This window comes from Variovorax humicola (assembly GCF_037889915.1).
Classification (GTDB): Bacteria; Pseudomonadota; Gammaproteobacteria; order Burkholderiales; family Burkholderiaceae_C; genus Variovorax; species Variovorax humicola.
The window spans coordinates 47,217-66,831 of the sequence record NZ_JBBKZV010000033.1; the positions used below are offsets into that span (position 1 = coordinate 47,217).

Consider the following 19,615-nt stretch of genomic DNA (forward strand, 5'->3'; position numbering starts at 1 on the left):
CATGCTCTGCAGGTCCGTGGCGCGCACAGAAATGCTTCGAAAGATGGATTCGGGTTGTTTCTTGTTCTAACGGAACGGCCCGATATTGAGCGTCATGCTGGCGATCGCAAGGACGCCAAGACCCAGCAACAGGATTGCGACGATCAACGTCATCGAGACTGGAAAATGGCTTTCTGCATGAAGCAGCCCTTGCGCATGCAGTTGCATGCGCTCCTTGCGAAGGCCGATCATGAAATTGACGTGATAGACGATGCCAAGCACCAGCATCGCGATGCCGAGCCACACCAGCGCATCGCCGAAGTAGCGCGGTGCGCTGCTGCTGTGAAGCACGTCGGCGTCGTGCAGTTTCTGGAACACCTGGAAGATGGTGAAGCCGAAGCCGATCAGCGAGAGCGACGTGCGAATCACCGACATCAGCGTGCGGTCCGCGCTCAGGCGCGTGCGCTGGAATGACATGCCGGTGCGGCGTGACGACAGTTCGGTGGATGGGTCCTCGAACTGGCGCCCGACAGCGTGGCTCCTCGTTGAATCGGTTGGGGTCGCGTCGACCATCGCGTGGACCTCAGTGGCTGCCGGCAGCGGAGCCCGGTCCGTCGGGACCCGCCGTGCGGGAGATGCAGCGAAAGCCGAGGTGGCAGGTCGACGTATCGATCTCCTGCGGCATGCGCGCCGCGGGCCGATAGCGACGACAGTAGTTGGGCGCGCAGAGGTACGAGCCGCCCTTCATCACCTTGCGCGGAATGCGCAGGTCGGCGGCAGCGCGCGGGTTGTGGCTGTCCTCGACGGCGGCGCCGCGCGGATTGTTCAACGTGCAGCACGCGTGCTGGATCTTGTCGTGGTCCTGGTACCAGTCGGTGGTCCATTCCCAGACGTTGCCGGTCATGTCGTACAGGCCGAAGCCGTTGGCCGGATAGGAGCCGACAGGAGCCGTCCATTCGTAGCCGTCTTCAAGCTGGTTCTGCCACGGGAATTCGCCCTGCCACGTGTTGGCCATGTGGCGGCGTCCCGGCGTGAATTCGCCGCCCCATGCGTACTCGGCGCCGTCGAGTCCGCCGCGCGCCGCGAACTCCCATTCCGCTTCGGTGGGCAACGCCTTGCCGGCCCACGTCGCGTAAGCCTCCGCATCCGCGAACGCGACGTGCACGACAGGGTGCTTCCACAGTCCCTGAAGGCCGCTCTTGGGGCCGCGGGGATGGCGCCAGTTTGCCCCCGGCACGTAGGTCCACCAGTTGTAGTGATCCGTCAGGTCGATGCGTTGCGCGGCCTTCTTGAACACCACGGACGATGGAACCAGCATTCCCGGATCCGCGCCGGGATAGTCAGCCGCATTGGCCGGCCGCTCGGCCACCGTGACGTAGCCGGTCTCATCGACGAAGCGCTTGAATTCGGCATTGGTGACCGTGTGCCGGTCGATCCAGAAGCCATCGACTGCCACGCGATGCGCCGGGGCTTCTTCCGGGTAGTGGTCGTTCGATCCCATCAGGAACGTACCGCCGGGGATCCAGGCCATGTTCTCGCTTGCCGGGTCGCGCGCCTGTGCGGTCGACCGTTCCGTTTGCACGATATCGTTCACATCGGATCCTATGACGGTGAGGGGAGTGGGCAGGCTGGCGTAGATTGCCGCCTGCCATTCGCATCGTCAATACTAAAACGCCGACAGTTTTTACCGCAGGGCTTGCTGCCGGCTACTGGTCTTTGGTTTAGCTTCGGCCTGCACCCGCGGGCGAGTCCCTGAAGCGAAAGCGGGGACCTGAGCCTTTCGGCCCAGATCCCCGACATTCATCAGCGTGACAGCAGACAACTCTTTTGTGCGAATGACCAGCGCAGACGACGTCGACCATAGTCGAAATGCTCGATGCCCATGAGAGCCCGGCGCTTGCCTTTGAGTGCTTCGTTACTTGTGCGTTGCGTTGTTGGCTGCGGGAGCGGTAACGCTCGAGTCCGCGTGACCCAGGAAGAACCCCACCGCGAGCTTTTGAATGGCGGTGCCATAGGGTGGGTAGAAAAGATCGATCGGGAAAAAGCGCTGGCGCTGGAACACCGTGCGCGCGTGGGAGAGTTCGCGGAACCCCTCTTCGCCGTGGTAGTTGCCCATGCCGGAATTGCCGATGCCGCCGAAGGGTGCGTCGTGGTTGACGACCTGCCAGCCCCAGTCGTTGACGGCAACGCTGCCCGAATGCGTGCGGCGCAGCAATTCGTCGCGTTCGCTGCCGTCGTGGCTGAAGCAATAGAGCGCCAGCGGACGCGGCCGGTCGTTGATGAAGGCGACGGCTTCATCCATCGTGTCGTAGGGCACGACCGGCAGGATCGGGCCGAACAGTTCCTCATGCATGATCCGCATGTCGGAGGTGAGGTTGGTCACGATCTGCAGCGGCATCTTGCGGCTGTCGCCCACCGGTGCGGGACCGCAGCCTTCGATGCGTGCACCCTTGGCGCGCGCGTCATCGAGCAGCGCACAGATGCGCTTGTACTGGCGCGCGTCGACCACCGAGGTGTAGTTGGGGTTGTCGGCGACGTTGTTGTCGAAGAACTTCCTGAACGTGTCCTTCACGCCGGTGATGAAGTCGTTCATGCTTTCGCGCGGCACGAGCGCGTAGTCGGGCGACACGCAGATCTGACCGGAGTTGGTCGCCTTGCCATGGGTGATGCGCTTGGCGGCATCGGCCACGCCATAGTTGCGCGTCACGACCGCGGGCGACTTGCCGCCCAGTTCCAGCGTGACGGGCGTCAGGTTTTCGGCCGCGGTGCGCATCACGATGCGGCCCACGCCCGGCGAACCTGTGAACACGATGTGGTCGAAGGGCAGCGAGGTGAAGACGTTGGGGTCGACCAGCTCTTCGCCCACCACCGCCACCAGGTTCTCCGGAAAGACTTCCCCGAGCATCTTCCTGAGCACGGCGTTGGTCTGCACCGTGACCTCGGGCATCTTGATCATCACGCGGTTGCCAGCGGCGAGCGCGGTGATCGTGGGGCCCAGCGCCAGGTAGATCGGGAAGTTCCACGGGACGATGACGCCGACCACGCCCTTGGGTTGATAGGTGACCTTGACGCTGTTCGTGAGGAACAGCAGCTCGGTGCTGCGGCGGCTGGGCTTCATCCAGCGGCGCACGTGCGATATCGCATGGTTGGCTTCCATCACCGAACCCAGCAGATCCAGCATCTTGGATTCGGAGTGCGAGCGGAAGCCAAAGTCATTGCTCATTGCCTCGGCCAGCACGTCCTGGTAGCGGGAGACCTGGCGCTTGATGGCCTTCAGGCGGTCGCGGCGCACTTCGGCACTGGGGATTCGGTCAGCCGCGAAGGCTTCTTGCTGCGCCGCAAAGAGGCTGGCGGTACGTTCGGTGGCGGTGTTTGCCGCTGACCATTGCAGCGGATCGGTGGTGGTGTTCACGAATTGACTCCTCGTCCGCGGATCGCCCGGTTTGGCGTCTCGTCGGTAATCGTATGAATGTAGGCCCTACCCAGGGGTCGCGCCTAGGTCAAACTCCGACACTTTTGGGGTGAAAATCCGCCAAACACCACCTCTCCACATGACCTTGCTCCAGGATTTGCCTGCCCGGCCCGCATCTCGGCGGGCCGTGGGCCGCTATGGCAGCGACATGGACGCGCCCGTGCACAACGCGCTCGGTCTGACGGCGTTGACGGACGCCATGGCCGCGCATGGCATTGGCGCTGATGCCCTGTTTGCAGGGACCGGCATCGCGCCCCAGGCACCTTCCGACCCCGAGGCCCGGATTTCGCACCGGCAGAAGATCGCGCTGTTCGGCAACGTCATGAAACTGTCGCCCGACCCTGCGATCGGGCTGCTGGCGGGCCAGCGCCAGCGTATCTCGGACTTCGGCGTGTTCGGCTACGCGCTTCTGAGCAGCGCGACCTTCGGCGACGCGGTCGATTTCGGCATCAAGCACATCCGGCTGGCCGGTCCGGTGCTGGAGAAAAGTTTTCGCGTCGAGGGCGACGTCGCCATCTTCGAAGGGCACGACGTGATCAACCTGGGCCCTGCGCTGCCGCTGGCAACCGAGTTCTGGTTCAGTTCGGCGCACGCGCTGATCAGTCGCGTACTCGAGCGCCCCTTCCAGCCGCAGCGCCTGCTGCTGCCGTATCCCGCGCCCAGCTTCGCGCGGCAATACGAAGAGATTCTCCTGTGCCCGGTGGAATTCGACGCACCCGCGATGCAGTGGGAGTTCGATGCCGAACTGCTGACGCTGCCCCTGCCCAACGCCAATCCGATCACGGCCGAACTGTCGTCCGCCTTTTGCGTGCGCATGCTGGAATCCATCGGCGGAGAAAACGAGCTGGTCAAGGCAATCAAGGAGACCTGTCTCAATGCGGCGGGCGGCTTGCCGCGCGCGGAGCAAATGGCCGAGAAGCTTCACCTGTCGACCCGCACCCTGCATCGGCGCCTGTTCGAGGCCGGGACGACCTATCAGGACATCATCGACGGCGTGCGCAAGCGGCTGGCCATCGAGTTCCTTGAACACACTGAATTGCCGGTGAGCGAGATCGCGGAGCGCACCGGTTTTTCCGACGTATCGAACTTTCGCAAGGCATTCAGGAAGTGGACCAACCAGACGACGGTCCACTATCGCGAGAGACGCCGCTGAGGGTCATGGCGCCGGGACGGCCAGCCGGGCTGCGATGTGCATCAGCTCGGCAACGGTGCGCGCCTGCATGCGCTCCATGATGCGCGCGCGGTGGAACTTGACCGTCTGCTCGACGATGCCCAGGTCGCCGGCGATCTGCTTGTTGAGCCGGCCCTTGACGACGGCGGCCAGCACCTCGCGTTCGCGCGCGGTCAATGTGGCAAGCCGCGCCTCGTAGGCGACGATTTCCGCCGTGGCCCGGCGCGTCGATGCATCGTGCGCCATGGCCGTCCTTACCGCGCCCAGTAACGCCTCCGAGCAGACCGGCTTGGTGAGGAAATCGGCCGCGCCCGCCTTGATGGCCTGCACGGTCATCGGGATGTTGCCGTGCCCCGTGAGGAAGACGATGGGCAGCAACTGTCCGGTCTCGGCCAGGCGTTGCTGAAGCTGGAGCCCGTCGAGGCCCGGCATGCTCACGTCCAGCACGAGGCAGCCGCGCGTCGTCGGGTCCGGGCGCGTGAGGAACGCCTCCGCCGACTCGAAGCTGTCCACGCGCCATCCCTCTTCGCGCAGCATGCGCGAGAGCGACTTGCGCACCGCGGGGTCATCGTCCACGAGAAAGATGGTTGCCACTTCGGCCATGATCAGTCCCTGCGCCCTAAGGGCAAGATGACAAGGAAGGTCGCGCCGCCCTGCGCATTGTTGGCGGCCGAGAGCGTGCCACGGTGTGCCTGGACGATCGACTTGCAGATCGCCAGGCCGATGCCGGTGCCGCCCGCCTTGGTGCTCCAGAACGCATCGAACACGTGCCGGATATCCGCCGCCGCGATACCGGTTCCGTGGTCGATGACATGGAGGTGCACGTTGTTGTCGTCGCATTCGGTCCGAATGATCAGCCGGCGCTGTTTCGCATCGACGTCGCTCATGGCGTCCGCCGCATTCAGGATCAGGTTCAGCAACACCTGCTGCAGCTGAACCCGGCCGCCGTCGACCATCGGCAGCCACGGCGCCAGCTCGGTGGTGGCCGTGATCTGGCGGCGCGTCAGTTCCGTGCGAACCAGCTCCAGCGTTTCCGACGCGAGTTCGTTCAGGTTGGTCGGCGCGAATTGCATCTGGCCATGCTTGAAGAGCGCGCCCAGGCGCCGGATGATTTCGGCGGCGCGCTTGTCCTCGGTGACGATGTCGTCGCAGATCTCGCGCAGTTCGGCCAGATCCGGATGCTCGCGGCCCAGCATCTTGCGCGCAGCTTCGGCATTGCCGAGGATGGCCGCCAACGGCTGGTTCAACTGGTGCGCGATCGAGGCCGACATCTGGCCCATCATCGACACGCGCGTCATATGGGTGAGTGCGGCGCGGTCTTTCTCGGCCTGCAGTTCGGCCTGCTTGCGCGCGGTGATGTCGAGCGCAACGCCGGTCACGCGGTCGCTCGTGGCGCTCTCGGCCCGGCCGCGCGCCGCCATCCAGCGCACGGCGCCGCCTCGCTCCAGCACGCGGTACTCGACGTCGACTTCCTCATTGCGCGCCACCGCCAGCCGCACCGCGCGGTCGACGCCCTCGCGGTCGGCCGGATGTACGTTGTCCAGCACCCGTTCGAAACGGACGGGCCTCGTCGGCGACAGGCCGGCGTACTTGCGCAGCTCGGCGAGCGGCCAGATCGCGTCGCGGCCGACATCCCAGATCCACATCGACAACCTGGCGGCGCGTGCGGCCAGGCTCATGCGCCTTTCGCTTTCCTCCAGCGCCGAGGCGGTGCGCCGGCGCAAGCGCGATTGGATGAGCAGGGCGACGATCAGGATCGCCTGCAGCAACAGCACCGCGGACAAGACCAGCGCCTGGTTGCGGTACGTCTCCCAGAACGTCGGCGTCCTGAACTGGACGATGGTGTCGGGCGGAAGCTGGTCTGCGCCGATGCCCCACCTGCGCGCCTGGCGCCAGTCGATCTGCGCATGCGCCGGCAGACGGCTCGGCAGGTCGAGCGCCTCGGGCCGCGTGCCGTCGAGCAGGCCGTTGACGGCCTTCGCGGCCTGCCGGCCCATTTCCAGGAAGGAGGGCATGTGCCCGCCCACGACGCCGGTGCCGAGGAAGGTGCTGTAGGGGCCGTAGACCGGGGCACGGGAGGCTGCGGCGATGAGCGCCGCCGATTCGCGCGGCATGAAAACCCGTCCGCCGCCGTCCTGGAAGTAGCCCGGCGTGTACACCACCGCATCCGTACCGAGTTGCTGCAGGCGCTTCCCCACGGCATCGCTCGGAAGACCCGCGATGTACTCCACGGGGATCTGCAGATCGAGCCCCGCAATGATGGCGCGCGTGTCGCCCGCCATCCGCCGATCGGTCGCACTGGCGCCCGTGACGACCACGAGGCGCCGTGTCGAGGGGTGCCAGCGCAGCGCCTGTTGAATGGTCCCGCCGAAGTCGTAGTCGACCGGCACGCCCACGATGTCGGCGGGCAGCGGTTGCGCCGCCGCGATCACGCTCCGGCTCACGGCGAAGTGCACGACGGGTACGTCCGGAAACAGCTCGGCGCGATGGCGCAGCAGGAAGTCCAGCGCGGGCCGCCCCGCAATGGCGATGGCCGCAGGCTTGCGCGCGGCGTACTTGTCGTGCAGGTAAGCGGTGAAGGTTTGCTCGTAGGCTGCGCCGCTGAAGGTAGGGTCGTTGAGGTATTCGGTGAAGATGTCGATGGCGCGGTCGGTCGGCTCGGTGAAGCCTTCCTGCAATCCGCGATCGGCCTCCATGTTGGCCGGCAGCAGCCTGTCGTTGGAATAGATCACCAGCACGTTGCGCGCCGGCGCAGGCTCGGCGCTGATGGCGATGGCCGGGAGCAGGCAGCACGCCAGCAGCACGAGGGCGCGCGAAGTGGCACCTCGAGGCGATTCGATCCGAAGCGGGTCCTGGCGCAGAAACGAACTGATCATTGTTCCCGTTGAATGCTTGGCATGCTCGCCCGGAATCCTTGCAATTCCGGTAGCCGGCGGGAGCGGTGATTCATTTGATGCCCTCTGGCAGAACGCGCACCCGCATGGCATCGAGTGCGTAATGTAGCCGCTCGACATGACAGCCAATGGCGACTATTCAAGTGTGAGGAAATGTCATTGCCGTGTGTTGGCACGAGCGAATTCCGTCGAACGTCGGTGGCGTGATCCGGGTTGGCGGGCCAGGCGACGGGAATGAAGTCCGGATCGAGTGCCAGCGCCGAAGCCCCTCTTTTGAAATGACGAACCACGTTCGTGGACGCGCTGGCATTCTCCGAGCGCTATCCCGCACGCAAGCTTATGGAGTGTTCCGATGGTTGAAGGAAAAGTAGTGGTCGTCACCGGAGCGGGTGGCGGCATAGGCCGTGACATCGCGCTCGCGATGGCAGGCAACGGCGCCAAGGTCGTGGTCAACGACTTGGGCGCGGCGCTCGACGGCGAAGGCCGCAACGCGGGGCCGGCGCAGCAGGTGGTCGACGAGATCCGGGCCCTGGGCGGCGAGGCCGTTGCCAATGCCGACAGCGTGTCGGATGCCGCGAGCGCCGCGAGGATCGTGCAGTGCGCGGTCGACACCTTTGGCCGCATCGATGCCGTGGTCAACAACGCCGGCATCCTGCGCGACCGTTTCTTTCACAAGATGTCGGTCGACGAATGGGATTCCGTTCTCAAGGTACACCTCTACGGCGCGTACTTCGTGAGCCGTGCCGCCGCCGTGTTCTTCAAGGAGCAGGAAAGCGGCGCGATGGTCCACATGACCTCCACGTCCGGCCTGATCGGCAACTTCGGCCAGGCCAACTATTCGGCCGCCAAGCTCGGCGTGACGGCGCTGTCCAAGTCGATCGCGCTGGACATGCTCAAGTTCAACGTGCGCTCCAACTGCATCGCACCCTTTGCGTGGAGCCGCATGATCGGCGCCATCCCGACCGACACCGACGAGCAGCGTGCGCGCGTGGCCAAGATCCAGCAGATGACGCCGGCCAAGATCGCGCCGCTCGCGGTGTACCTGGCCAGCGACGCGGCAAAGGAAGTCAACGGGCAGATCTTCTCGGTACGCAACAACGAGATCTCGCTGATCAGCCAGCCGCGCCCGGTGCGCTCGATCCATCGGTCGGAGGGATGGACGCCGCAGACCATAGCCGAGCATGCGATGCCGGCGATGCGCGCGAGCTTCTTTCCGCTCGACCGCTCGGCCGACGTGTTCAGCTGGGACCCGGTCTGATCCGTCCGGCTTTCGCCGCACAATCGACGCCTCGTGATCCAGCGGCCCGGCACGCCCGCGCCTGTCCACAGCGTGAACCTGCACTTTGACCTGTTCGACCTGAAGCTGTTCGCCTATGTGGCAGACGCCAGGAGCCTGACGCGCGGCGCCGACAAGGCCTGCATTTCGCTCGCTGCCGCGTCCACGCGCATCAAGCAGATGGAGGAGGCCGTTGGCGGCAAGCTGCTGCATCGTACGGCGCAGGGCGTCACCATGACGGCGGCTGGCGAGGCGCTGCTGTACCACGCCAAGCGCGTGATGCAGCAGATGGAGCACCTGCGCATCGACATGCAGGACTTCGGCAAGGGCATCAAGGGCCACGTGCGCGTGTTCGCCAATACCACGTCCATCACCGAATACCTGCCCGAGAAGCTGGCCGGCTTTCTCACGCGGCATCCGGCCGTGCAGGTCGATCTGCGCGAGTTCCTCAGCGAGGAGATCGTGCGCTCGGTGGCCGACGGCGGCGCCGACATCGGCATTCTGGCGGGCGACGTGCACACCGGCGATTTCGACGCGCGCCCGTTTGGCCGCAACGAACTCGTGCTGGTCGTGCCGGTCGCGCACCGGCTGGCGGGTTCCGACTCCGTGTCGTTCGTCGATACGCTCGAGGAACAGCACGTGGGACTGATTGACGGGAGCGCGATCTTTCGATTCCTGCGGCTCAAGGCCGAGCTGGCGGGGCGCGGCTACCACCCGCGAATCCAGGTGAGCAGCTTCGAGGCGATCTGCCTGATGATCGAAGCCGGCGTGGGGGTGGGCGTGCTGCCGGCCTCGTCGGCGCGGCGCCATGCGAAGGCGCTGCGGATCACGACGGTGCCGCTCGCCGATGCGTGGGCCGAGCGGGATCTCAAGATCGTCGCGCGCAATCGCGAGCAACTGCCGGCGTCGGCGCGCGAGTTGTTCGACTACCTGGCACAGCCCGCGTCCTCGTCGGGCGAGTGAGCCCAAGCCATGTCCCTTGCCATTCGTGAAATGGCAATGGGAGCCTGGCAGCAGGCGAGCTTCAACGCCGCGCCGCGCGCAGCAGCGACTGCGCCTTGAGCACCACCGGCCTGTCCACCATCTTGCCGTCCACCGCGACCGGGGCGCCGCCGCTGCCTGCATCGGCTGCCAGCACGCGTTGCGCCCAGTCGAGTTGCGCCGGCGTCGGCGAAAAACCTTCGTTGACCACGCGCACCTGCTTCGGATGGATGCAGAGCTTGCCGCCGAAGCCGAGCCGCCGCGCGCGTCGAGCATCGGCCCGCACGGCGGCCACGTCGTCGATGGCGGTGCTGACGCCGTCGACCGGCGCCTGCAGGCCCGCAAGGCGCGAGGCCAGCACGATCTGCGAGCGGTAGAGCAATAGTTCGTCGCCTTCGCCTTCGATGTCCATGTCAGCCTGGAAGTCGATGGAGCCGAACATGAGCCGCCGCACACCGGGCGCAGCCGCGATGGCGTCGAGGCGGGCGATGCCGCGCGCCGTCTCGATCAGCGGCCACAGGGCGCCGGACGGCAGCACGGTGGCGATGGCGCGCAGCACTGCTGCGTCTTCGGTCTTCGGCAGCATCAGCGCGCGCACGCCATGCCGGGCGCACAGGGCGAGATCGGCGACATGCCATGGCGTCTCGGCGGCGTTGATGCGCACGCCGATCACCGGTCCGGCGTCGCCGCGAAGCGTGGCATTGCGTACCGCGAGCCACTGGCCGACCAAGGCGCGCGCCTCTTCCTTGCCATCGGGCGGCACCGCGTCCTCGAGGTCGAGCACGACCGCATCGGCGCCGCTTTCGCAGGCCTTGTCGAAGCGTGCGGGCTGGTGGCCGGGCACGAACAGCACGCTTCGCGCGGCCGGGCTGGGGGAGGTCGGGGCGTCTTGCATGGGCTTCGTGCTCAGCCGAGCCAGCGTCCGACCTGCGGCGCGTCGGCGAGGCGCCAGATGCGTTCGCACAACGCCTTCGCTTCTTCCGCCGAGGCGCCTTCGCCGTACTGCGTCAGTCGCTGCATCTTGTCCTCGATTTCCGCGCGGCTGAGCGTGTTGCCAGGATCGCCCTTGGGCTCGTCGACGCGGCCCGCGAACTGCCGGCCGTCGGCCGTGTTCACGGTCACCTTGCCGATCCAGCGTGCCGGGTAGGCGGTATCGACTTCGCTGTCGAGTTCCATGACGACCTTGTCGCGGAACTCGGCAACCGGCGCGGCCACGAAGTCGCGGTCGAACTCGGTGAGGCCGGCGCGGCCGTGCACCGCGATCAGCCCGAGCACCGTGCCCATCGAGAACTTGCCCTGGTGCACCGTGGCCGGCACAACCACGCGGCCCAGCACGTCGATGGCGCCCTGGTGTACGTGGGTGACGACGCGGGCGATGTCGCCTGCGGCCAGCTTGTTCTTCGTCATGACCTGCAACAGCGCGTCGGCGGCAGGATGCGTGTGGCGGCAGGAGGCGTGGTACTTGAAGGAGGTCTCGGCCAGCGTCCAGCGCGAGCCCAGGCCGTCGGCAAGCCGCGAGGCATCCGCATCGGTCGACATGCCGACGCCGAGCCCCTGCGCGCCTTCGAGCACGCGCGCGGCACCGGTGAAGCCGTCCTTCGCGAGATAGGCGGACATCAGCCCGCTCGCGGCCGCATGCGCGCAGTGCAATTGCTTGGAGTCGGCCGCGTCGCGCAGGAACTCCCACACGCCTGCCGATTGCGTGCCGGCGGAGCCGAAGGCATGCAGCATCTGCGCCGGCGACAGGTCGAGCAGACGCCCCACGGCCGCCGCTGCCGCCAGCGTGCCGGCGGTGGCGGTGGTGTGGAAGGTCCTGTAGTGCGAGCGCCCCAGGAACTCGCCGACGCGGATGCCGACCTCATAACCGGCCACGACCGCCGTCAGCAGTTGCGCGCCGCTCGCGCCCAGCGCCTGCGCCGTGGCCAGCGCGGGCGCGAACACGACGGCCGCCGGGTGGAATACCGAGCCGTTGTGCACGTCGTCCTGCTCGACGTAGTGCGATGCCGCGGCGTTGACCAGCGCGGCAAAGACGGGCGACGTGGTGCGGCGCGAAATCAACACCTCGGACGGGCCCTGCGCCGGCCCCATCATTTCTGCAAAGCGCTGGATGCTGCGCACGGGGCGCGCCGACTTGGCGGCGAGCACGGAGCCAAGCCAGTCGAGCATCAGGTCTTCGGCGCGGCGCAGCACCGGGGCAGGGATCTGCGCGAACGAGAGTTCGGCGGCGAAGGTGGCGAGGTCCTGGCTCGGGTGGTTCGAGAAGGTGGTGTTCATGGACAAGGTGTTCTGCAGAAGGATGGGATACGAGGCGGGCGCACGCAATGCCTGTGAACCCTAGACCGCGCCCTCGGCACGCAGCGACGCAATGGCCGCCGCGTCGTAGCCGGCTTCGGCAAGGATCGCGTCGGTATGCTGCCCGAGCGTCGGCACCGCGTCCATGCGCGGCGCCCATTCGCGTGGCACGCCCGGCGGCAGGAGCGCGGGGATGCTGCCGGCGCCGGTCTGCACCTCGGTCCAACGCTCGCGTGCCTGCAGCTGGGGATGGCTCCACACGTCTTCCATGGTGCTCACCTGCGCGTTGGCGATCTGGGCCACTTCGAGGCGGTCGACGATCTGCAGCGCGGTGAACGGCGCGAAGGCCTGCACGATGATCTCGCGCAGCGCGTCGCGCGAGGCGACACGCAGCGTGTTGGAGGCAAAGCGCGGATTGGTCACGAGGCCCGGCTGTTCGAGCACCTTGGCACAGAACGCCTGCCACTCGCGCTCGTTCTGCAGGCCGAGCATCACCATCTTGCCGTCGCCTGCGGGAAACGGGCCGTACGGATAGATCGTGGCGTGCGCGGCGCCAGCGCGCGGCGGCGGTGCCGCGCCCTCGAAGGCGTAGTACATCGGGAAGTTCATCCACTCGACCATGCTTTCGAGCATGGAGACGTCGATGCGGCAGCCCTTGCCGGTCTTGCCGCGCTGCAGCAGCGCCGCCAGGATGTTGGAGTAGGCGTACATGCCGGCCGAGATGTCGGCGATCGAGCAGCCGGCCTTGGCCATTTCGTCGGGCGTGCCGGTCACCGAGAGGAACCCGGATTCGCTCTGGATCAGCAGGTCGTAGGCCTTCTTGTCGCGGTACGGGCCGGGCTGTTGCGGGTCGTCGCCGTAGCCGGAGATGTCGCAGACGATGAGGCCGGGGTGCGTGGGCGCGAGCGCCTCGTACGACAGGCCGATGCGTGCAGCGGCACCGGGCGCGAGGTTCTGCACCAGCACGTCGGCGCTGGACACCAGCCGGCGCAGGATCTCCTCGCCTTGTGGATGCTTGACGTCGAGCGTCACGCTTTCCTTGGAGCGGTTGGTCCACACGAAGTGCGAGGCCAGGCCGTGGACGCGCTCGTCGTAGGCACGCGCGAAATCGCCGCTGCCCGGACGCTCGATCTTGATGACGCGGGCGCCGAGGTCGGCCAGCTGGCGTGTGCAGAACGGCGCCGCGATCGCGTGTTCGAGCGTGACGACGGTGATACCTTCGAGGGGGCGCATCGTCAGAAGCTCCGGGGCAGGCCCAGCATGTGCTCGGCCACGTAGGAGAGGATCAGGTTGGTCGAGATCGGCGCCACCTGGTACAGGCGCGTCTCGCGGAATTTGCGCTCGACGTCGTATTCGCAGGCGAAGCCGAAACCGCCGTGGAACTGCAGGCAGGCGTTGGCCGCTTCCCACGAGGCCTTTGCCGCGAGGTATTTCGCCATGTTGGCCTGCGCGCCGCAGGGCTCGTGCGCGTCGAAGCGGCGGCAGGCTTCGTAGCGCATCAGGTCGGCCGCCTCGACCTCGATGAAGGCCTCGGCGATCGGGAACTGCACGCCCTGGTTCTGGCCGATCGGGCGGCCGAACACGACGCGCTCCTTGGTGTAGGCCGTGACCTTGTCGATGAACCAGTAGCCGTCGCCGATGCATTCGGCCGCGATCAGCGTGCGCTCGGCGTTGAGGCCGTCGAGGATGTACTTGAAGCCCTGGCCTTCCTCGCCGATCAGGTTCTCGGCCGGGATCTCGAGGTTCTCGAAGAACAGCTCGTTGGTCTCATGGTTGACCATGTTCAGGATCGGCTGCACGGTCAGGCCCTTGCCGATGGCTTCGCGCAGGTCGACGATGAAGATCGACATGCCCTCGGACTTCTTCTTGACCTCGGCGAGCGGCGTGGTGCGGGCCAGCAGGATCATCAGGTCCGAATGCTGGATGCGCGAGATCCAGACCTTCTGGCCGTTGATGACGTAGCGGTCGCCCTTCTTCACCGCCGTGGTCTTGATCTTGGTGGTGTCGGTGCCGGTCGACGGCTCGGTCACGCCCATCGACTGCAGGCGCAGGTCGCCGGTCGCGATGAGCGGCAGGTAGCGCTGCTTCTGTTCTTCGGAGCCGTGGCGCAGCAGCGTGCCCATGTTGTACATCTGGCCGTGGCAGGCGCCGGAGTTGCCACCCGAGCGATTGATTTCTTCCATGATGACCGAGGCTTCGGTCAGGCCCAGGCCCGAGCCGCCGTACTCATGCGGAATCAGCGCGGCCATCCAGCCGGCCTTGGTCAGCGCATCGACGAATTCGGCCGGATAGGCGCGCTGTTCGTCGATCTTGCGGAAGTATTCGTTGGGGAACTGCGCGCACAGGTCGCGCACGGCGTCGCGGATGTCCTGGTGGCGTTGGCTGGAGGCGTTCATGTTGGGTTCGGAAAGGAGAGGGAAATGTTCGGGCCTCAGGCCAGTTGCGCGGTCGCCTGCATCAGCAGCGCGCCTTGCGCGTCCTCGGCCCAGAGCGTGACGCTGCCGTCGGCCTGCGCCGCATGGCCCCGCACGCGCAGCAGCTGGCCGCACATGAGCGGGCGAACGGCGCGGAAGGAATAGCCGCGCACGGCGCGCCCCGGGTTGTTCTGCTGCGCTGCTTCGAGCAGCAGCGTGGCGATCAGCGGACCGTGCACGACCAGGCCTGCGTAGCCTTCGACCTGCGTCGTGTACGGATGGTCGTAGTGGATGCGGTGGCTGTTCAGCGTCAACGCCGAATAGCGGAACAGCAGCGGCTCGTCGGGGCGATGCTCCACGGTCCAGGCCGGCTCCGCCGGCGGGCTTTGCGGCGGCGCCGATTCACCGGGCTTGGGTGCCTCGCGGTAGACGATGTCGTGCTCCTCGCGCAGCAGCAGCGTCGAGCCGGCATGCACCTTGTGCTCGACCGTCACGAAGACCAGCGCACCGCCCTTGCCCTGCTTGGGCTTCACGTCCATCACGCGCGAGGTCTTGCGCGCGGGCACGGCGAGTTGCAGCGGCGCGAAGAACTCCAGCCGGCTGGCTGCCCACATGCGACGCGGCAGTGGCACCGGCGGCAGGAAGCCGCCGCGGGCCGGATGGCCGTCCGGCCCGAGCTGGTTCTGCGGTGCGGTGGGCAGGAAGTAGCACCAGTGCCACAGCGGCGGCAGCGCGTCGCCGGCCAGCCATGCGCGCTCGTCGTTGCGCAGCGTGGCGGCCAGCGCGGTGGCGGTCCAGGGCGACAGCAGGTCGTCGCGTGTTTCCGTGCGGTCGATCCAGCTGCGCAGGTGATCGAGGTCGAGTGCTTCGGTCATGGCGGGGTATGGCTTGAGGTCAGTCCTGGCGCGGGCCGCCGGCTTCCTTCTCGACGCGCTGCCAGATCTCGATGCCCATCGGGTCCTGCGATTCCTCCAGGATGTGGCCGACCAGGCCGATGGCGCGGGCCATCACGCCGAGTCCGCGGACGATGCGCCACGGCAGGCCCAGCTCGGTGGCGATGGCGCCGATCGCGCCCGTGGCATTGACCGGCAGCGACTTGCCCGATACGCGCTCGGCCTCGTCCTGCACCGCCTGGATCAGCGCGACGTAGTGGCCCGAGAAGCCGTTCTCGGCCGCGATCTCGAACAGGCGCGGCGTGCGCGGATCGATGGGCTTGTGCAGCGGATGGCCCAGGCCCGGAACGATCTGCTTGCGCGCCCGGTAGTCGGCCACGATGTCGCGCGCCATGTCGGCCAGCGGCCGCGTCGGCTCGGTGCCGGCGGGAATGGCTTCGGACAGCATGCGGGCCGCGCCCTCGGTGCTGCCCACGAACACCGAGCCCAGTCCGCACAGGCCGGCGCCGACCGCGGCCTGCAGCGCCTCGGGCGCACCGGCGTAGGTCAGCCGCGCGACCAGCGCGCTCGGCGTGATGCCGTGCTCGACCAGCGTCACCACGATGGCATTGAAGGTCACCGATTCCTGCGGCGTTGGCATGCGGCCGGTGAGCTCGAGGAAGGCCATGTCGCCCAGGTTGAGGTGGCCGAGGATCTCGGAGGGCAGGTCGCGCCCGCGAACGGTGATCTTGTCGGGTGTGCTGTGCCCGAGGTCGGTGTGCAGGTACTTCTTGATCTTGGTCATGGCTGGAGGGATGTGTGGAAATGGGCGATGCGTTGAATCTATCCACCTGCGTCGCGCGCCGGTCTGTGATTGCCGAAGCCTCCCTTTGGCAAAGGCGAATGCCGCTCGGCGAGGGGTTCTGGCACGCTCGGAGCTCGCCTTCACACACGAGCAAGACATCAATATGGACTCCGAATCCCTGGCCGCGATCCGCGAAGCGGCACTCGACTATTTCGACCGCAGCCACAGCGTCCGGCGCTGCCGCGCGCTGATCGAGCAGCCCGAAGGCGCCGATGCGCGCGGCGAGATCGCCCGTTGGGCCGAGCTGGTGGAACTGGGCTGGCCCGGCATGCTGGCGCCGGAGTCGGCGGGCGGCCTGGCGCTGGACCTGGCCGGCGCGGCCGAGATCCTGCGCGCGGCCGGCGAGCATGTGGCGCCCGAACCGCTGCTGGCCATCGCCGGCCTGAGCGCGCCGCTGCTCGCACGCCTCGATTCAGACGCGGCCCGCGCGCTGCTGGCCGACCTGGTCGCCGGCCGCAGCCTGCCGGCGCTGGCCTGGCAGGAAAGCGCGGGCGACCTCAGCGCGGAGCCGCTGGGCTGCGGCTGCGAACTGCGCGCCAAGCCGCACGACGGCCTGCTTCTGCAGGGCGAGAAACTCATGGTGCTGCCCGGCACCATCGCCAGCGGCTGGCTGGTGTCGGCCCGCTGCGAAGACGACACGGTGGTGCTGTGGGTGCCGCGCGGCACGCCGGGCGTGACGGAAATCCTCACGCCGCTGGTCGATGGCGCCCAGGCCGCCACGCTTCGCTTCGAACAGGTGGCGCTGCCCTCGTCGGCCTTGCTGGCCCGCGGCGCCGGCGCCCAGGACGCACTGCGCCGTGCGCTCGCATCGGCCCAGATCCTTCAGGCCGCCGAGCTGCTCGGTGCGGGCCAGGCGATGCTCCAGCAGACGCTGGCCTACCTGCGCACCCGCACGCAGTTCGGCAAGCCCATCGGCAGTTTCCAGGCGCTGCAGCACCGCTGCGTGGACATGTTCATCCACCTCGAGGTGGCGCAGGCCTCGCTGGTCGAAGTGCTGTCGCTCGCCGACGAATCGGCCGGCCTTTCCGTCGAGCGGCTGGAGGCCGAAGCCAGCCGCGTCAACGCGCGCTGCACGGCCGCGGCGCTGCAGGCTTCGCGCGCATCGGTGCAGTTGCATGGCGCGATCGGCTACACGCAGGAATGCGACCTGAGCCTGTTCTACAAGCGCATCCTGCGGTTGTCGGCATGGCTGGGCAACGTGACGGCGCACCAGCGCCGCTGCGCTTCGCTGGCCGAGACGGGTGGCCGCACGGAAGAAGCGGTCGAATGGAGCGGCGAGTTCCCGCGCGTCGCCGACTGGGGCGCGATGCCCGAGCCCGAGTTTCGCCGCATGGTGCGCGCCTTCCTGCAGCAGCGCTATCCGTCCGGGCTGCGCTACCTCTCGCACCGCGCACGCTGGAGCGAGATGCGCGACTGGTACCTCACGCTGTCGGCGCAGGGCTGGGTCGCGCCGGCCTGGCCGCAGGCGCACGGCGGCATGGGCTTGCCCGCCGACAAGATGATCGCGTGGATCGAGGAGCTGGAGCAATACGGTGTCGCGCGTGCGCCGGACCAGGGGATCGTGATGATCGGCCCGCTGCTGATCCAGCACGGCACACCCGCGCAGCAACAGCAGTTTCTGCCGCGCATCCTGAGCGGCGAGCATGTGTGGTGCCAGGGCTATTCGGAACCCAACGCGGGCTCCGACCTCGCGGGGCTGCGCACCGAGGCCGTGCAGGCACGCGACGGGCAGGGCGATCACTTCGTCGTGAATGGCCAGAAGATCTGGACCACGCTCGCCCAGGACGCCAACCACATCTTCATGCTGGTGCGCACCGACAAGGAAGCGAAGAAGCAGCAAGGCATCAGCTTCCTGCTGTGCGACCTGCGCACGCCGGGCATCACCATCCGGCCGATCCACACGCTGGCCGGCGAGCCCGAGTTCTGCGAGGTGTTCTTCGACAACGTGCGCGTGCCGGCAGAGAACCTCGTGGGCAAGCTGCATGCCGGCTGGACCATCGCCAAGGCGCTGCTCGGCTTCGAGCGCATCTTCCTCGGCAGCCCCAAGCAGTCGCAGTACGCGCTCGGGCAACTGGCCCGGCTGGCGCGTGCGCGGGGCCTGCTGGCGGACGCGGTGTTCGCGCAGCGCTACACCGCGCTGCGGCTCGACGTGGCGGACTTGTCGGCCGCATACACGGGCTTTGCGAACATCGTGAAAGCCGGCAAGCCGCTGCCCGCGTCGGTGTCGCTGCTGAAGATCTGGGCCAGCGAAACCTACCACCGCATCGGCGCGCTGCTGGTCGAGGCCAGCGAGGAGCAGGGCGCGGTGGCCGGCGACCAGGACTTCGAAGGCCAGGCCTTCAACGCGCTGTCGCCGCTGATCGGATCGACCTCCGCCATGATCTACGGCGGCACCAACGAGATCCAGCGCAACATCCTCGCGCGGCAGGTGCTAGACCTCCCCGGGTGAGATGGACCACCCCCGAAGCGCCTGCGGCGCCTCCCCCTCGAGGGGGCGCACCTGGCGGCCCGGCAAAGCCGGTTCCACGGGTGCCCACGAACAGACCAGGGTGAGCCCTCCCCCGAAGCGCCGGCGGCGCCTTCCCCTCGAGGGGGCGCACCCGGCGGGCCGGCAAAGCCGGTTCCGCAGGTGCCCACGAACAGGCTTCGCGGTGCTCGTCCTGGGTTCATGCGTCGCGGGTCATGCGATGGCGTGGTGGAAAACTGAATTGAGATACCCGGGGCCGCGCGCTTCGGGTCGTTTCACCCACCCCCTTGCAGGGGGCCGCACCAGCGATCCGGCAAGTCCGGTTCCGCGGTGTTTCCGGAGCTGATCAAACACAAGGAGGCAGCATGAACGAACCGCGCAATCCCCGGTCCCCGGACCCCATCTCGGCCGAGCCGCGCAGGCAGGCGCTCGCACTGCTGGCCGGCGGCGCGCTGTGGCCGCTGCTTGCGCCTTCGCGGGCATTCGCGCAGCAGGCGCCGCTGCCTTCGTTGATCAAGCTGGTGGTGGGCTATGCGGCCGGTGGTCCGGTCGATGGCGCTGCGCGCCTACTGTCGCCGGCGCTGTCCCACGAGCTGGGCACGCAGGTCATCGTGGAGTGACCTTGCCCCCGAAAAACGTATCCCTTGCTGAGTGTTTCAATGCAAGCAAGGAGAACGGTTATGACGAAGACGACGAGAGCGCGCTACACGCTGGAGTTCAAGAAGGAGGCCGTGCGGCTGGTCGAAGGTGGCCAGAGCATCGCGGCGGCGGCGCGCACGTTGGGCGTGGTCGAGCAGACCCTGTTCAACTGGGTCAAGGCCCAGCGCCAAGGCAAGCTCACCGGGGCTGACAGCAAGGCGGTGAGTGCCGAGCAGATGGAGATCAGTCGGCTGCGCGCCGAGTTGGCGCGCGTGAAGATGGAGCGCGACATC

16 protein-coding genes and 1 pseudogene are annotated in these 19,615 nt (G+C 67.4%); 6 read left to right on the forward strand and 11 right to left on the reverse strand.

Translation table 11 applies throughout. The annotated features are described in order from the left end of the window. Nucleotides 1–66 precede the first annotated feature (66 nt). From WKW80_RS31020 to WKW80_RS31030, 3 genes are all read right to left on the reverse strand, one after another. On the reverse strand, nt 67–552 hold the full coding sequence (locus WKW80_RS31020; protein ID WP_340367439.1) for a YidH family protein: 486 nt from the start codon (nt 550–552) through the stop codon (nt 67–69). Nucleotides 553–562: 10 nt separating this feature from the next. Continuing rightward, nucleotides 563–1,573 carry a formylglycine-generating enzyme family protein gene (locus tag WKW80_RS31025; RefSeq protein WP_340367440.1) on the reverse strand — a complete coding sequence of 337 codons (1,011 nt, stop codon included), beginning with the start codon at nt 1,571–1,573 and terminating at the stop codon, nt 563–565. Nucleotides 1,574–1,894: 321 nt separating this feature from the next. Further along, nucleotides 1,895–3,391 carry a coniferyl aldehyde dehydrogenase gene (locus tag WKW80_RS31030; protein WP_340367441.1) on the reverse strand — a complete coding sequence of 499 codons (1,497 nt, stop codon included), beginning with the start codon at nt 3,389–3,391 and terminating at the stop codon, nt 1,895–1,897. A 139-nt stretch (nt 3,392–3,530) separates the two neighbouring features. Here WKW80_RS31030 and WKW80_RS31035 point away from each other — a divergent pair, with 139 nt between their 5' ends. Continuing rightward, on the forward strand, nt 3,531–4,604 hold the full coding sequence (locus WKW80_RS31035) for an AraC family transcriptional regulator (RefSeq protein ID WP_340367442.1): 1,074 nt from the start codon (nt 3,531–3,533) through the stop codon (nt 4,602–4,604). A 3-nt stretch (nt 4,605–4,607) separates the two neighbouring features. Here WKW80_RS31035 and WKW80_RS31040 read toward each other — a convergent pair whose 3' ends face one another. Together WKW80_RS31040 and WKW80_RS31045 are read right to left on the reverse strand one after the other, a co-directional pair. Further along, nucleotides 4,608–5,225 carry a response regulator transcription factor gene (locus WKW80_RS31040; protein ID WP_340367443.1) on the reverse strand — a complete coding sequence of 206 codons (618 nt, stop codon included), beginning with the start codon at nt 5,223–5,225 and terminating at the stop codon, nt 4,608–4,610. Between the two features lie 2 nt (nt 5,226–5,227). After that, entirely contained in the window at nt 5,228–7,498 is a 2,271-nt protein-coding gene (locus WKW80_RS31045; protein WP_340367444.1) for a sensor histidine kinase, read from the reverse strand. A 370-nt stretch (nt 7,499–7,868) separates the two neighbouring features. On the opposite strand from WKW80_RS31045, the gene WKW80_RS31050 reads away from it, so the two are divergent. After that, nucleotides 7,869–8,774 (forward strand): SDR family NAD(P)-dependent oxidoreductase, encoded by a 906-nt coding sequence (locus WKW80_RS31050; protein ID WP_340367445.1) that lies wholly within the window; start codon nt 7,869–7,871, stop codon nt 8,772–8,774. Nucleotides 8,775–8,846: 72 nt separating this feature from the next. Beyond that, on the forward strand, nt 8,847–9,755 hold the full coding sequence (locus WKW80_RS31055; RefSeq protein ID WP_340367447.1) for a LysR family transcriptional regulator: 909 nt from the start codon (nt 8,847–8,849) through the stop codon (nt 9,753–9,755). 61 nt (nt 9,756–9,816) lie between these two features. Here WKW80_RS31055 and WKW80_RS31060 read toward each other — a convergent pair whose 3' ends face one another. Genes WKW80_RS31060 through WKW80_RS31085 form a run of 6 tightly spaced genes read right to left on the reverse strand, consistent with a single transcriptional unit; the run spans nt 9,817 to nt 16,156 of the window. Continuing rightward, entirely contained in the window at nt 9,817–10,668 is an 852-nt protein-coding gene (locus WKW80_RS31060; RefSeq protein ID WP_340367448.1) for an HpcH/HpaI aldolase/citrate lyase family protein, read from the reverse strand. Nucleotides 10,669–10,679: 11 nt separating this feature from the next. Beyond that, complete coding sequence (locus WKW80_RS31065) at nt 10,680–12,047, reverse strand: MmgE/PrpD family protein (protein ID WP_340367449.1); 1,368 nt, start codon at nt 12,045–12,047, stop codon at nt 10,680–10,682. A gap of 60 nt (nt 12,048–12,107) precedes the next feature. Continuing rightward, nucleotides 12,108–13,298, reverse strand: coding sequence for a CaiB/BaiF CoA transferase family protein (locus WKW80_RS31070; RefSeq protein WP_340367450.1), 1,191 nt, complete (start codon nt 13,296–13,298; stop codon nt 12,108–12,110). 2 nt (nt 13,299–13,300) lie between these two features. After that, nucleotides 13,301–14,461, reverse strand: coding sequence for an acyl-CoA dehydrogenase family protein (locus WKW80_RS31075; protein ID WP_340367451.1), 1,161 nt, complete (start codon nt 14,459–14,461; stop codon nt 13,301–13,303). Nucleotides 14,462–14,496: 35 nt separating this feature from the next. Beyond that, complete coding sequence (locus tag WKW80_RS31080; RefSeq protein ID WP_340367452.1) at nt 14,497–15,354, reverse strand: HTD2 family dehydratase; 858 nt, start codon at nt 15,352–15,354, stop codon at nt 14,497–14,499. A gap of 19 nt (nt 15,355–15,373) precedes the next feature. Further along, entirely contained in the window at nt 15,374–16,156 is a 783-nt protein-coding gene (locus WKW80_RS31085) for a citryl-CoA lyase (protein ID WP_340367453.1), read from the reverse strand. A 163-nt stretch (nt 16,157–16,319) separates the two neighbouring features. Here WKW80_RS31085 and WKW80_RS31090 point away from each other — a divergent pair, with 163 nt between their 5' ends. The 3 genes and pseudogenes from WKW80_RS31090 to WKW80_RS31100 form a co-directional block, all read left to right on the forward strand. Further along, the gene (locus WKW80_RS31090; protein ID WP_340367454.1) at nt 16,320–18,665 is read left to right on the forward strand and encodes an acyl-CoA dehydrogenase family protein; all 2,346 of its coding nucleotides are present in this window, start codon (nt 16,320–16,322) and stop codon (nt 18,663–18,665) included. 383 nt (nt 18,666–19,048) lie between these two features. After that, nucleotides 19,049–19,300 (forward strand): annotated as a pseudogene (locus WKW80_RS31095) (tripartite tricarboxylate transporter substrate binding protein); the annotation flags it as partial. A 63-nt stretch (nt 19,301–19,363) separates the two neighbouring features. After that, nucleotides 19,364–19,615, forward strand: a 252-nt coding sequence (locus WKW80_RS31100; RefSeq protein ID WP_340367456.1) for a transposase, incomplete at its 3' end; no start/stop codon positions are given.

Excerpts from the sequence above, each read along its gene's own strand:
- WKW80_RS31070 (WP_340367450.1), bottom strand. The coding sequence starts at position 13,298 with ATGCGCCCCCTCGAAGGTATCACCGTCGTCACGCTCGAACACGCGATC.
- WKW80_RS31080 (WP_340367452.1), bottom strand. The coding sequence starts at position 15,354 with ATGACCGAAGCACTCGACCTCGATCACCTGCGCAGCTGGATCGACCGC.
- WKW80_RS31020 (WP_340367439.1), bottom strand. The coding sequence starts at position 552 with ATGGTCGACGCGACCCCAACCGATTCAACGAGGAGCCACGCTGTCGGG.
- WKW80_RS31090 (WP_340367454.1), top strand. The coding sequence starts at position 16,320 with ATGGACTCCGAATCCCTGGCCGCGATCCGCGAAGCGGCACTCGACTAT.
- WKW80_RS31065 (WP_340367449.1), bottom strand. The coding sequence starts at position 12,047 with ATGAACACCACCTTCTCGAACCACCCGAGCCAGGACCTCGCCACCTTC.
- WKW80_RS31050 (WP_340367445.1), top strand. The coding sequence starts at position 7,869 with ATGGTTGAAGGAAAAGTAGTGGTCGTCACCGGAGCGGGTGGCGGCATA.
- WKW80_RS31075 (WP_340367451.1), bottom strand. The coding sequence starts at position 14,461 with ATGAACGCCTCCAGCCAACGCCACCAGGACATCCGCGACGCCGTGCGC.
- WKW80_RS31040 (WP_340367443.1), bottom strand. The coding sequence starts at position 5,225 with ATGGCCGAAGTGGCAACCATCTTTCTCGTGGACGATGACCCCGCGGTG.
- WKW80_RS31035 (WP_340367442.1), top strand. The coding sequence starts at position 3,531 with ATGACCTTGCTCCAGGATTTGCCTGCCCGGCCCGCATCTCGGCGGGCC.
- WKW80_RS31060 (WP_340367448.1), bottom strand. The coding sequence starts at position 10,668 with ATGCAAGACGCCCCGACCTCCCCCAGCCCGGCCGCGCGAAGCGTGCTG.
- WKW80_RS31085 (WP_340367453.1), bottom strand. The coding sequence starts at position 16,156 with ATGACCAAGATCAAGAAGTACCTGCACACCGACCTCGGGCACAGCACA.
- WKW80_RS31045 (WP_340367444.1), bottom strand. The coding sequence starts at position 7,498 with ATGATCAGTTCGTTTCTGCGCCAGGACCCGCTTCGGATCGAATCGCCT.